This window comes from Cellulomonas fimi (assembly GCF_028583725.1).
Classification (GTDB): Bacteria; Actinomycetota; Actinomycetes; order Actinomycetales; family Cellulomonadaceae; genus Cellulomonas; species Cellulomonas fimi_B.
Genome location: NZ_CP110680.1, coordinates 1,441,999 through 1,454,185, shown reverse-complemented (window position 1 = coordinate 1,454,185; position 12,187 = coordinate 1,441,999). Strand labels below are relative to the sequence as shown.

At 75.1% G+C, this 12,187-nt stretch carries 12 protein-coding genes; 3 read left to right on the top strand and 9 right to left on the bottom strand.

Features of this window, described 5'->3' with window-relative positions:
- Positions 1-11: 11 nt before the first annotated feature.
- The gene (locus OOT42_RS06720; protein ID WP_273654113.1) at positions 12-509 is read right to left on the bottom strand and encodes a flavodoxin domain-containing protein; all 498 of its coding nucleotides are present in this window, start codon (positions 507-509) and stop codon (positions 12-14) included.
- A gap of 100 nt (positions 510-609) precedes the next feature.
- Positions 610-1,089, bottom strand: coding sequence for a MarR family winged helix-turn-helix transcriptional regulator (locus tag OOT42_RS06715; RefSeq protein ID WP_273654112.1), 480 nt, complete (start codon positions 1,087-1,089; stop codon positions 610-612).
- A 192-nt stretch (positions 1,090-1,281) separates the two neighbouring features.
- Between OOT42_RS06715 and OOT42_RS06710 the strand changes: the two genes are divergently transcribed.
- Both OOT42_RS06710 and OOT42_RS06705 read left to right on the top strand, forming a co-directional pair.
- Entirely contained in the window at positions 1,282-2,712 is a 1,431-nt protein-coding gene (locus OOT42_RS06710) for an endo-1,4-beta-xylanase (protein WP_273654111.1), read from the top strand.
- Positions 2,713-2,797: 85 nt separating this feature from the next.
- The gene (locus OOT42_RS06705) at positions 2,798-3,373 is read left to right on the top strand and encodes an NYN domain-containing protein (protein WP_273654110.1); all 576 of its coding nucleotides are present in this window, start codon (positions 2,798-2,800) and stop codon (positions 3,371-3,373) included.
- A gap of 249 nt (positions 3,374-3,622) precedes the next feature.
- On the opposite strand, the gene OOT42_RS06700 is transcribed toward OOT42_RS06705, so the two are convergent.
- The 7 genes from OOT42_RS06700 to nirB form a co-directional block, all read right to left on the bottom strand.
- Positions 3,623-4,387: a hypothetical protein gene (locus OOT42_RS06700; RefSeq protein ID WP_273654109.1), complete on the bottom strand. Its 765-nt coding sequence runs from the start codon at positions 4,385-4,387 to the stop codon at positions 3,623-3,625.
- The gene (locus OOT42_RS06695; protein WP_273654108.1) at positions 4,384-5,148 is read right to left on the bottom strand and encodes an alpha/beta hydrolase family protein; all 765 of its coding nucleotides are present in this window, start codon (positions 5,146-5,148) and stop codon (positions 4,384-4,386) included. The genes OOT42_RS06700 and OOT42_RS06695 overlap by 4 nt, the downstream gene beginning before the upstream one ends.
- Positions 5,149-5,262: 114 nt before the next feature.
- The gene (locus OOT42_RS06690) at positions 5,263-6,021 is read right to left on the bottom strand and encodes a sirohydrochlorin chelatase (protein ID WP_273654107.1); all 759 of its coding nucleotides are present in this window, start codon (positions 6,019-6,021) and stop codon (positions 5,263-5,265) included.
- The gene (locus OOT42_RS06685; protein WP_273654106.1) at positions 6,018-7,136 is read right to left on the bottom strand and encodes a uroporphyrinogen-III synthase; all 1,119 of its coding nucleotides are present in this window, start codon (positions 7,134-7,136) and stop codon (positions 6,018-6,020) included. The genes OOT42_RS06690 and OOT42_RS06685 overlap by 4 nt, the downstream gene beginning before the upstream one ends.
- Positions 7,133-8,437 carry a uroporphyrinogen-III C-methyltransferase gene (gene cobA, locus OOT42_RS06680; protein ID WP_423775971.1) on the bottom strand — a complete coding sequence of 435 codons (1,305 nt, stop codon included), beginning with the start codon at positions 8,435-8,437 and terminating at the stop codon, positions 7,133-7,135. Before cobA ends, OOT42_RS06685 begins: the two co-directional genes overlap by 4 nt.
- Positions 8,434-8,844, bottom strand: a complete 411-nt coding sequence (nirD, locus tag OOT42_RS06675) for a nitrite reductase small subunit NirD (RefSeq protein WP_273654105.1) — start codon at positions 8,842-8,844, stop codon at positions 8,434-8,436. The genes cobA and nirD overlap by 4 nt, the downstream gene beginning before the upstream one ends.
- On the bottom strand, positions 8,841-11,435 hold the full coding sequence (gene nirB, locus OOT42_RS06670; protein WP_273654104.1) for a nitrite reductase large subunit NirB: 2,595 nt from the start codon (positions 11,433-11,435) through the stop codon (positions 8,841-8,843). Before nirB ends, nirD begins: the two co-directional genes overlap by 4 nt.
- Positions 11,436-11,599: 164 nt before the next feature.
- Between nirB and OOT42_RS06665 the strand changes: the two genes are divergently transcribed.
- Positions 11,600-12,151, top strand: a complete 552-nt coding sequence (locus OOT42_RS06665) for a DUF1697 domain-containing protein (RefSeq protein WP_273654103.1) — start codon at positions 11,600-11,602, stop codon at positions 12,149-12,151.
- Positions 12,152-12,187: the final 36 nt, after the last annotated feature.

The following is a 12,187-nucleotide window of genomic DNA, read 5'->3' as shown; positions in this document are numbered from 1 at the left end:
GTCAACCCGGCTCAGACGTGCGCGGGCTCCAGCGCGTCCGCGACCTCGCCCGCCCAGCGCGCGACCGCCGCCATGTCGCGGTGGTCGCCCTCGCGGGCGCGCGCGGCGGAGATCGTCGCCCGCTCGGCGAAGGACAGCACGGACCGGTCGAGGCGGCCGTGGAAGCTGCGGTGCCCGCGCGCACCGATGCGCTCGGCGAGCGAGCGGATCTCGTGCGGCGAGTTCGCGCTCGCGGCGGGCTGCGTCGCGAGGCCCGAGGACAGCAGCCACACGGGTCGGGCGGCGAGCTCGTCGGCCAGCCGGTCGGCCAGCTCACGCGCCGCGGGCATCCAGTGGGCGACGTACACGGCGGAGCCCAGGACGACGGCGTCGACGCCCTCGAGGTCGGTCACGTCGTCGGGTGCCGCCATGGTCACCTCGTGACCGCGCTCGCGCAGCGTCTGCGCGACGACCTCGCCGATTCCCCACGTGCCCCCGTGCCGCGAGGCGATGGTGACCAGGATCCGCATGCCCGCTCCCTCCGTGTCGCCGCCCGGCTCTCGGACGACTTCTCCATGGTCGCCCGGCCGTGGCCTGGACGGATGGGCCCGAGGTCCTGAGAGACGAGGGTCACGACGGGTCGGGAATGCCCGGTTGTGCGGCGCGCAGCTTGTCGGTCAGCCGGCGCAGCTCGGCGAGCTCGTCGGCGTCCAGCGCCCCGCCGACGAGGCGGCGGATCGAGCGCACGTGGCGGCGGCCGATCTCCCGCTGCACGCGCTCGCCCTCGGGCGTGAGCGTCACCGCGACACCGCGCGCGTCGCCCCGGACGGGCCCGCGCACCACGAGCCCGGCGGCCTCGAGGCGCTCGACCATCCGGGACAGGCTGGGCTGGGTCAGCAGGCTGCTCTCGCCGAGCTCCTTGAGCCGCGCGGTCAGACCGGGGCACCGCGACAGCGTGAACAGCACGTCGTACTCGCGGATCGTCAACGGGTCCCAGACGTCGTCCCGCTGGAACCGCCGCATGAGTGCCACCTGGGCACGGAACAGCGCCTCCCACGCCTCGGCCGCCTCACGTGTGCTCGCGGCACGCCCGACCGGTCCCTCGACCATCGACTCCCCCTCCGGCGATCGCAACGACGACGCTATCGAAACTGCAGGCCACGACGTGCCGAAATGATTCAGCACCTCCCCGGCGAACGCATGCCACGAGCAGTGTGCACGCGGCATCCGCTCGACGAGGAGGACTCCATGCCCACCACACCACCCGCACCCTGCCGTACCAGCCGCCGGTCCCGCACGGCATTGCGCACGACGATCGCCGCGGCCGCCGCGACGCTCGTCCTCGGGACGGCCGTCGCGATCCCGGCGCACGCCGCCACGACCCTCAAGGAGGCGGCCGACGCCGCCGGCAAGGACATCGGCTTCGCGCTCGACCCGAACCGCCTGTCCGAGTCCGCGTACAAGTCGATCGCCGACTCCGAGTTCAACCTCGTCGTCGCCGAGAACGCGATGAAGTGGGACGCGACCGAGCCGTCGCAGAACAGCTTCAGCTTCGGCTCCGGCGACCAGGTCGCGAGCTACGCGGCCGCGACCGGCAAGGAGCTGTACGGCCACACGCTCGTCTGGCACTCGCAGCTGCCGGACTGGGCGAAGAACCTCAACGGCACCGCGCTCGAGAGCGCGATGGTCAACCACGTGACGAAGGTCGCGGACCACTTCGAGGGCAAGGTCGCGTCGTGGGACGTCGTCAACGAGGCGTTCGCCGACGGCGGCGGCCGGCGGCAGGACTCGCCGTTCCAGCAGAAGCTCGGCAACGGGTACATCGAGACGGCGTTCCGGGCCGCACGGGCCGCGGACCCCACCGCCAAGCTCTGCATCAACGACTACAACGTCGAGGGCGTCAACGCGAAGAGCAACTCGATGTACGACCTCGTCAAGGACTTCAAGGCGCGCGGCGTGCCCATCGACTGCGTCGGCTTCCAGTCCCACCTCATCGTCGGGCAGGTCCCCGGCGACTTCCGGCAGAACCTGCAGCGGTTCGCCGACCTCGGCGTCGACGTGCGCATCACCGAGCTCGACATCCGCATGCAGATGCCGTCGGACGCGTCCAAGCTCGCGACGCAGGCCGCGGACTACAAGAAGGTCGTCCAGGCCTGCCTCCAGGTGACCCGCTGCCAGGGCGTGACCGTCTGGGGCATCACCGACAAGTACTCGTGGGTCCCGGACGTCTTCTCGGGCCAGGGCGCCGCCCTCGTGTGGGACGACGGCTACGCGAAGAAGCCTGCGCACGCGGCGATCCTGGACGCGTTCGGCGCGACGCCGACGCCCACGCCCACCACGCCCACCCCGACGCCCACGACGCCGACCCCCACGCCGACGACGCCGACCCCCACCCCCACGCCGACGACCCCCGTCGGCGCGTGCCGGGTCGCGTACTCGGTCAACCAGTGGAACACCGGGTTCACCGCGAACGTGACGATCACGAACACGTCGTCGTCCGCGCTCAACGGCTGGACGCTGACGTTCGCCTTCCCGTCCGGCCAGACGGTCACGCAGGCGTGGTCCTCGGTGTCGTCGCAGTCCGGCGCACAGGTGACGCTGCGCAACGCCGCGTGGAACGGGTCGCTCGCCCCCGGCGGCAGCACGCAGATCGGCTTCAACGGCGCCCACAACGGCACCAACACCGCGCCGGCCGCGTTCTCGCTCAACGGCACGGCCTGCTCGGTGGCCTGACGCCACCGAGCCGCACGACCGCACCGGTGCCCGCCGCTCGCGCGGGCGCCGGTGCGCGTCCCTGTCCCGTCGCTACGCTGACGCGATGAGCACCGACGCGGGCGACCGCACCACCTACCTGCTCGTCGACGGGGAGAACATCGACGCGACCCTCGGGTCGTCGATCCTCGGCGGCCGTCCGACGCCCGACCAGCGGCCGCGCTGGGAGCGGGTGCTGGGGTTCGCGGAGCAGGCGTGGGGCCAGCCGGTGAAGGGCCTGTTCTTCCTCAACGCGTCCAACGGCAGCCTGCCGATGTCGTTCGTCCAGGCGCTGCTCGCGATCGGGTTCCAGCCGATCCCCCTGTCCGGGGAGTCGTACGAGAAGGTCGTCGACATCGGCATCAAGCGCACGCTGCAGGCGATCGCCTCGCGCGGGGGCGACGTGCTGCTCGCGAGCCACGACGGCGACTTCGCGCCCGAGGTCGAGACGCTCGTCGACGACGGCGGACGGCGGGTGGGCCTGCTCGCGTTCCGGGAGTTCACCAGCACCGCCCTGGCGGGGCTGTCGGCGCGCGGTCTGCAGGTGTTCGACCTCGAGTCCGACGTGGCCGCGTTCAACGTGCAGCTGCCGCGCCTGAGGATCATCCCGCTCGACGAGTTCGACCCGCTGCGCTACCTCTGACGGCCGCTGCGGTCCCTCTGAGGGCCCGCGGCACGCCCGGCGACGGCCGCCGCGTCGAGGCCCGTCGCGTGATCGGGGTCACAGACCCATAACGGTTCCGTCGCAGGTCCGCTTTGTCCGCTTTCCCGGCTCGTGCCCGAGTGCCCGTTGCTGGTAGACAGTGCCCCGCGCGCCCTCCCGGCCGGGGCCGCCGTGCTCGACGTCAACGGCGACGTCGGGTGCGGCGGCCTCCCGGGAGGGCCTTGTCGTTCAGGCGCCGAACCCGCGCGCGAGCACCTCGTCGATCGCGTCCTGCACCTGCGTCCGGTGCGACGTCGTGAAGAGCGCGACGCCGTGCGCCCCGCCCGGCAGCTCGAGGAACGTCGACGGGTCGTCGGGCCGTGACACCCAGCGCGACGACCCGACCGCGACGTCGCCGTCGTTCGTCGACGCGACGACGAGCAGCGGACCCTCGTACCCGCTCTCCTCCGGGCGGGCGTCGACACCGTCCAGGTCGGCGGGCGGCCCCAGCGCGACGACCGCGACGGCATCCGCCTCGGCCGCGAGCCCGGCCGCGTACGTGCCGCCCTTGGAGGCCCCCACGAGCGCGACCTGCTGCGCGCCCGCGGCGCGGACCGCGTCGACGGCGCCGAGCAGCGAGTCGCGGGAGTCGCTGCTCCACGAGAACGACGCGACGAGGTACCCCTCGCCGGCGAGCCGCGCCATCTGCTCCGCCCACTGGCAGGGCCCGCCGCCGTTCTGCGGGGCCAGGACGACCGCGTCGGTGCCCGTGCCCGTCCACGCGACGAGCGTCGGGTCGTCCTGCGGGCCGATCGCCACCGCCTCGGTGTCGTCGGGCAGGCACGGCGGCGCCTCGGCGGCGCGGCGCTCGGTCGCGTCCCCGACCGCATCGGTCACCGGACCGGTCGCGCCGTCCGTGCCGCCCGGCGTCGACGCCTCCCCGCCCGCGGTGCACGCCGCGAGCACGAGCACCGCGGCGACGGCAGCCGCGGCCGGTGCGCGCCGCGCGGTCACCCGCCGAATCCCTGCGCGAGCATCCCGTCGATCGCCGCCTCGACGTGCGACGCGTGCTCACCGGCGAACAGCGCGACGCCGTGCGCGCCGCCGCTGAGCTCCATGAACGTGCTGGGGTCGTCCGCGCGGGCGACCTCGCGCGACGAGTCGACGCTCACCTGGCTGTCGTCCGTCGACGCGACGACGAGCAGCGGGCCGTCGTACGTGCTCGCCTCCGACGCGGCGTCCGTGCCCTCGAACGTCGCGGGCGGCCCGAGGGCGACGACGGCGACCGCGTCGGCCTCGTCGGCGAACGCCGCCGACATCGTGCCGCCCTTGGACGCGCCGACCAGCGCGACCTGCTGGGCGCCGACGGACCGCAGCGCGTCGACCGCGCCGAGCAGCGAGCCCGCGGCGTCGTCGGACCACGAGAAGGACGCCACGAGGTACCCCTCGCCCGCGAGGCGGGCCATCTGGTCGGCCCACTGGCAGTAGTCGGACTGGTTCTGCGGTGCGAGCACGACGCCCTTGGTGCCGGCCCCCGTCCACACGACGAGCGTCGGGTCGTCGTCGGGGCCGGTCGCGGCGGCCGCGGAGCCCTCGGGCGCGCAGTCGGGGACCTCGACGGGCCGGATCGCGGGCGACGGCCCGACCGAGACGGTCTCCTCGGGCGCCGCGTCGGGCGCCGGCTCCTCGCCGCCGCTCGTGCACCCGGCAAGCAGCAGGAGCGCTCCCATCGCGGCGCCGAGACGCGCGACCCTGACCTTCACGACACTGTGCATGCGGGCATTCCTAGGGGGCGGGCTCCGCACGGCACAACCCCGTGTCCACCTGCTGGTTCGCCCTCGCTCAGGCCCTGGGCGCGACCCGTCCCCGACGCACCCGGGGCGACGTCCTCAGGCCGTCGCGGCGCCGTCCGGGACCGCGTCGGCGGCCACCGCGTCGTAGCGGTCGAGCACGATCTCCGCGAGCCGCGGGTCCGGCGCGAGCGGGCGGCTCACGACGTCCGCGCCGGCCTCCAGCACGCGGTCGTAGAAGTAGCCGGGTGCGAGCAGGTAGGACGCGACGACGACGCGCCCGCCCGGCGCGAGGTCGGCGCGCGCGGTCGCGACGGCGGCGGGCACGCGCGGCTGCGCACCGGCGCCGTACCCGATCGTGACCGGCTGCGTCAGCCGGTCGGCGAGGCCCGCGGCGACGGCCTCGACCGCGAGCGCCGCGGCGGGGTCGGTGGAGCCCGCCGCCGCGAGCACGACGGAGTCGTCGGGGGCGAGACCCGCGTCGTGCAGCCGCTCGACCAGCACGTCGACGAGGCGCTCGTCGGGTCCGAGTGGGCCGGAGGCCACGGCACCGGACCGGTCGACGGCGGCCGCGACGTCGACCTTCACGTGGAAGCCGACCGACAGGAGGAGCGGCACGACGACGACGCCGCCGCGCTGCTCGGCGAGCGCGTCCGCGACGACCGCCGCCACCTCGGGCACCTGCACGTCGACGAAGGCCTCGCGCACGCGCAGGCCGGGCCGGTCCGCGGCGACGTCCGCGAGGATCGAGCGGATCGCCTCCCGGCCGCCGAGGTCGTCGGTGCCGTGCGAGCAGCCGACGAGCACGGGCCCGGTGACGGCGGCCGGCGCCCCCTCGGCGTGCAGCGCGCTGGTCATCGTGCCTCCTCGAGCTCCAGGCGGTAGCCACGCTTGACCACCGTGCGGATCAGGGCCCGGCTGCCCGTCGCCTCGCGCAGGCGCGCGATCGCGACCTCGGCGGCGTGCGGGTCCGTCGAGTCGCCCGGCAGGACCGCGAGCACCTGGTCCCGCGGGACGACCGAGCCCCGCGCGCCGGCGAGCAGCCGGAGCACCTCCAGACCGCTCGGGGTGAGCGGCAGGACGTGCCCGTCGAGCACCGCCGCCCCACGGTAGACCCGCAGCGGGCCCGCGACGGTCGCGAGGTCCTGCATCCCGCCGTAGTACGACACGAGCGTGCGCACGAGCGACCCGAGCCGGCCGCGGTCGGGGACGATCGGCTCGACGCCGCGCTCGACGAGCGGGCGCGCGGTGACCGGCCCGACGGCGGCCATGACGACCGTGCCGGCGCGGCAGTGGTGCACGATGTCGTCGGCGACGCCCTCGGCCTCGGCGGCCTGCCACCACGCCTCGGCGCCGGGTGCGGACGTGAACACGACGGCGTCGACCTCGCCCGCGGCGACCGCGCGCACCGATGCGGTCACGACGGCCGGGTCCGGCGGCGGCCCCCAGCGGTAGACGACGAGGCTGCGGACGCGTGCACCCGCCGCGGCGAAGGCCTCGTCGAGCCCGTCGGCGCCCGCACCGTGGTGCTGGACGGCGATGTCGTGGCCGGCGACACCCTCGTCGAGCAGGACCTCGGCGATCTCCGCGCTCGTCTCGGACTCGGCGACCCAGTCGGCGGTCAGGCCCGCGGCCTGGATCGCGCCGCGCGCCTTGGGACCGCGGGCGACGATCCGCGCGCCGCGCAGCATCTCGACGAGCGGCTCGGCGAGGCCCGCGGCGTCGGCCGCCTCGATCCAGCCGCGGAAGCCGATGCCCGTCGTCACGACGACCGTGTCCGGGGGGTCAGCGAGCAGCGACCGGGTCCCCGCGAGCAGCGCCGCGTCGTCGATGTGCGGCACCATCCCGAGCGCGGGCGCGTGCCGCACGGCCGCTCCCCGCCGGCCGAGCGCGGCGGCGAGCTCCGCGGACCGGCGGTCCGCGGTGATCAGGACGACGCACCCGGCGAGGGTCTGGTCGATCGGCTCGCTCACGAGGTCATTGTGTCGCGTGCGAGGTGCGCCGCGGTCGGCCGGTCCGTGGTCGGCGCGTCGCCCGCGACCTCGCGTGTCGTCGCGGGCGGCACGTCCGCCGGCGGGGCGTCGAGCAGCCCCGCGTCCGCGACGGCGCCGACGACCAGCACGGCGGGCGCCCGGACACCGACCTCGGCGGCGCGGGCCGCGACCTCGGCGAGCGGCGCGCGCGTGACGCGTTGCGTCGGCAGCGTGCCGTCCTCGACGACCGCGACGGGGGTGCGCGGGTCGACGCCCGCGGCGACGGCCTCGGCGGCCAGGTCGGCGAGCACCGTGACACCCATGAGCACGACGACCGTGCACGACGCGTCCCGCAGGCCTGTGAGCGCGGCGGACGACCAGCCGTCGTGCCCGTTCATCACGTGCACGGCGCCGACCGTCCCACGGTGCGTCAGGGGGATGCCGGCGGCGGCCGGTGCGGCGAGCGCGCTCGACACCCCGGGGACGACGTCGACGGCCACGCCGGCCTCGCGGCACGCGCGGACCTCCTCGCCGCCCCGGCCGTAGAGGAACGGGTCGCCGCCCTTGAGCCGGACGACGGTGCGCCCGCGCTGCGCCTGCTCGACGAGGATGCGGTTGATCTCGTGCTGCGGCACCGGGTGGTGGCCGGGCGACTTGCCGACGTCGATCACCTCGACGTCCGCGGCGAGCTCGTCAAGCACGCTCACGGGACCGAGCCGGTCCGTGACGACGACGTCGGCCTGCGCGAGCGCGCGGCGGGCCGCGAGCGTCAGCAGGTCCACGTCGCCCGGTCCCCCGCCGACGAGCACGACACGGCCGTCCCCGGGGCGACGCCGGCGCAGGTCGACGCGTCCCTCGCGCAGGTGCGCGTCGACGGCGTCGCGGACGGCGGCGGTGCGGCGCGGGTCGGGTGCGCCGGTCGACACGACGCCGACGAGGACCTCGTCGTGCCGGGCCGTCGCGGGTGTGCGGGCGGTGCCGCGCGTGCCGGTGCCGGCGTCGACGCAGAACGTCGCGCGCTCCGCGGCCCACGCCACCACGGCGTCGTCCGTCGCGCGGTCGCCGGTCGCGGTGTGCACGAGCCACGCGCCGTCGAGGTCGCGCGCCTCGACCTCGCGCGAGCGCCACTCGACGAGCCCCCAGCGGTGCATGTCGGCGAGCACCTCGCACAGCGCGGGCGCGACGACGACGACCGAAGCGGCGTCCGCGAGCAGCCCCTGGACGCGGCGGGCCGCCACCGGTCCCCCGCCGACGACGACGACGCGCCGGCCGCGCAGGTCGACGCCGAGCATCGTGGTCACGGGACCACCGGGACCTCGACCTCGACCACGCCCTCGACGACGCGGACCGGGAAGGTCCGCAGGTCGGCGGGCAGGCCGCGCACGGGCGTCTTGCCGACGCTGTCGAGGCAGCGTCCCGTCGTGAGGTCGAACACCTGCTTGTACATGGGCGAGGCCACGGTCGGGACCTCGACGTCGTCGACCCAGCGCGACCCGACGATGCCGCGCGACATCACGAACGCGTCGGAGAACGGGTCGTGCTGGTCGACGGCGAGGACGCGGTCGTCGACGAGCCGGAACAGGGCGACCTGGTGCCCGCCGAGCAGCGCCGCGGCGCCGCGCTCGGGCGCGAGGTGCCGCAGGGCGCACACGGGCTGCCAGCCGGTCTGGTCGAGCTCGGGCAGCGTGGGGGTCTCCGAGACGGTCATGCGCGCACCTCCAGGGTCGTGCCGGCGACGAGGACGGGTTCGCCGCGCAGCGCCGCGTCGCGCTCGTCGGCGGTGGCGGGGCGGGCCTGGCCGCGCTCGGGGACGTACGCGAGCGACGGGTCGGGCGTGGCCGGGGCGTTGACGAACGACGCGAACCGGCGCAGCTTCTCGGGGTCCTCGAGGGTCGCGCGCCACTCGTCCTCGTACTCCTCGACGTGCTGGGCCATCTGCGCGTCGAGGTCCGCGGCGATGCCGAGCGTGTCGTCGATCACGACGCCGCGCAGCGCGTCGACGCCGCCCTCGAGGTCCTCGAGCCAGGGCGCCGTGCGCTGCAGGCGGTCGGCGGTGCGGATGTAGTAGAGGAGGAAGCGGTCGATCGTGCGGATGAGGTCCTCGGTCGACAGGTCCTCGGCGAGCAGCACCGCGTGCTTCGGCGTGAAGCCGCCGTTGCCGCCGACGTAGACGTTCCAGCCCTTGTCGGTCGCGATGACGCCGACGTCCTTCCCGCGGGCCTCGGCGCACTCGCGCGCGCACCCCGAGACGCCCATCTTGAGCTTGTGCGGCGAGCGCAGGCCGCGGTACCGGAGCTCGAGGAGCACCGCGAGCGCGACCGAGTCCTGCACGCCGAAGCGGCACCACGTGGACCCGACGCACGACTTCACGGTCCGCAGCGACTTGCCGTAGGCGTGCCCGGACTCGAAGCCCGCGTCGACGAGGCGCTGCCAGATGAGCGGGAGCTGGTCGATGCGCGCGCCGAACAGGTCGATGCGCTGGCCGCCCGTGATCTTCGTGTAGAGCCCGAAGTCCTTCGCGACCTCGCCGATCGCGATGAGCCCCTCCGGGGTCACCTCGCCGCCGGGGATGCGCGGGACCACCGAGTACGAGCCGTCCTTCTGCAGGTTCGCCATGACGTGGTCGTTGGTGTCCTGCAGCGCGGCGCGCTCGCCCTCGAGGACGTGCGCGGGGGCCGTCGTCGCGAGGATCGACGCGACCGCGGGCTTGCAGATGTCGCAGCCGCGACCCTCGGCCCGGGTGCCGAACCGCTCGACGACCTCGGTGAAGGACCGCACGCCGGAGACGCGGACGGCGTCGTAGAGCTGCGCGCGGGACAGCGCGAAGTGCTCGCACAGCGCGTTGCTCACCGTGATGCCCTGCTTGGACAGCTCGGTCGTGACGAGCTTCTTGACGAGCGGGAGGCACGAGCCGCACGACGTGCCGGCCTTGGTGCACGCCTTGACCGCGCCGACGTCGGTGCAGCCGTGCTCGGTGACCGCGCCGCGGATCGTGCCCGCGGACACGTTGTTGCACGAGCAGACGCCCGCGTCGTCGGGCAGCTCCATGTCGGGGATGCCGCCCCCGCCGCCCTCGGGCAGCAGGAACGCGGCCGGGTCGCCGGGCAGCTCACGGCCGAGCATCGGGCGCAGGCTCGCGTACGCCGACGCGTCGCCCACGAGGACGCCGCCGAGCAGCGTGCGCGCGTCGTCGGACATGACGAGCTTCTTGTAGACGCCCGCGACCGGGTCGGCCCACACGAGCTCGAGCGCACCCTCGGTGCGGCCGAACGCGTCACCGAAGCTCGCGACGTCGACGCCCGCGAGCTTGAGCTTGGTCGCGGTGTCGGCGCCCGGGAACTCCGCGGCTCCGCCGAGCAGGCGGTCGGCGGTGACCTCGGCCATCGCGTAGCCGGGGGCGACGAGGCCGATGCACGCGCCCTGGATGCACGCGACCTCGCCGACCGCGGAGACGTCCGGGTCGGACGAGAGGCACGTGTCGTCGACGACGACGCCGCCGCGCGGGCCGACCTCCAGGCCCGCGGCGCGGGCGAGCTCGTCGCGCGGCCGCACGCCCGCGGCCACGACGACCACGTCGGCGTCGACCCGGCCGCCGTCGGCGAGGTCGAGACGCCCGACGCCGCCGCGCCGGTGCGGGCGGATCCTGACGGTCATCGCCTGGACCCGGACGCCCACGCCGATGTCGTTGATGAGCCGGCGCAGGGCCTCGCCGCCGCCGAGGTCGAGCTGCGTGTCCATGAGGTGCGTGCCGACCTGGAGCACGGTCGCCTGGGCACCGAGCGCGTGCAGCGCACCCGCGGCCTCCAGGCCGAGCAGGCCGCCGCCGAGGACGGCGCCGCGGACCGGGCGCACCAGGTCCTGCTGGAGCTTCTCGACGTACCCGCGCAGCGCCGCGACGTCGTCGACCGTGCGGTAGACGAACACGCCCGGCAGGTCGGCGCCCTCGGTCGGCGGGACCCACGCGTACGAGCCCGTCGCGAGGACCAGGTGGTCGTAGGCGTACGTGCGGCCCGACGCGGCGGTCACCGTGCGCGCGTCCCGGTCGATCGCGGTCACGGCGTCGTCGCGGACGAGCGTCACCAGCGGGTCGTCCCACAGCGCGGGGTCGCCGAGCTCGAGCTCCTCGGGCTTGCGGCCCGAGAAGTAGCTCGTGAGCGCGACGCGGTCGTACGGGCGGCGCGGCTCCTCCGCGAGGACCGTGATGCGCCAGGCGCCCGCGGTGTCGCGGTCGCGCAGCGCCTCGACGAGCCGCTGGGCGACCATGCCGCCGCCGACGACGACGAGGTGACGTGAGTTCATGGGGGGCTCCGTCGGGTAGGGACGAGGGCGTGCTCCGACGGTAGGAACCGCGTGTTTCGTCCACGGGTGCGCGCGCGTTACCTCGACGGAACGGTTCTCTCACTCGCAGCGGCGCGGGCCTGTGAGCCCGGCGGGCGTCGGACCCGGGTGCGAGGCTGGGCGCCATGAGCGCCGTCATCGCCCTGCTCCGGGCCGTCAACGTCGGGGGCCGCACCGTGAAGGCCGCGCAGCTGCGCGCCGTCGCCGAGGGCCTCGGCCACCAGCAGGTCGCCACCTACGTGAACAGCGGGAACGTCGTGCTGGTGCCCGCGGGCGGCGCGTCCGCGTCCGACGTCGCCGCCGGGCTGTCGCACGCGCTCGCGCAGGAGTGCGGGTTCGACGTGCCCGTGATCGCGCGCACCACGGCCGAGTGGGACCGCGTCGTCGGCGTGCTGCCCTTCCCCGCGCAGGCGCGGGAGGACCCGTCGCACCTCGCCGTCGTCTGCTGGGACGACGTGCCCGACGTCGCGTCCGTGCGCGAGTTCGACGCGTCGCGGTACGGCGACGAGGTCGTCGTCTGGCACGGTCGCGAGACGTACGCGTACTACCCGCACGGGCAGGGCCGCTCGAGGCTGACGATCGACGTGCTGTCGCGCGCCGCGGGCCGCGTCGGGACCGCACGCAACTGGAACACGGTCCTCGCGCTGCAGCGCCTCGCGCACGAGCGGGACGGCTGATCTCCACCCGAAGACGGAGGGAGAGCCGCGGGAGCT

Bases quoted from the DNA above. Each gene is read 5' to 3' on its own strand.
- OOT42_RS06690 (WP_273654107.1), bottom strand. From the start codon at position 6,021: ATGACCAGCGCGCTGCACGCCGAGGGGGCGCCGGCCGCCGTCACCGGG.
- OOT42_RS06715 (WP_273654112.1), bottom strand. From the start codon at position 1,089: ATGGTCGAGGGACCGGTCGGGCGTGCCGCGAGCACACGTGAGGCGGCC.
- nirB (WP_273654104.1), bottom strand. From the start codon at position 11,435: ATGAACTCACGTCACCTCGTCGTCGTCGGCGGCGGCATGGTCGCCCAG.
- nirD (WP_273654105.1), bottom strand. From the start codon at position 8,844: ATGACCGTCTCGGAGACCCCCACGCTGCCCGAGCTCGACCAGACCGGC.
- OOT42_RS06695 (WP_273654108.1), bottom strand. From the start codon at position 5,148: ATGCACAGTGTCGTGAAGGTCAGGGTCGCGCGTCTCGGCGCCGCGATG.
- OOT42_RS06665 (WP_273654103.1), top strand. From the start codon at position 11,600: ATGAGCGCCGTCATCGCCCTGCTCCGGGCCGTCAACGTCGGGGGCCGC.
- OOT42_RS06705 (WP_273654110.1), top strand. From the start codon at position 2,798: ATGAGCACCGACGCGGGCGACCGCACCACCTACCTGCTCGTCGACGGG.
- OOT42_RS06720 (WP_273654113.1), bottom strand. From the start codon at position 509: ATGCGGATCCTGGTCACCATCGCCTCGCGGCACGGGGGCACGTGGGGA.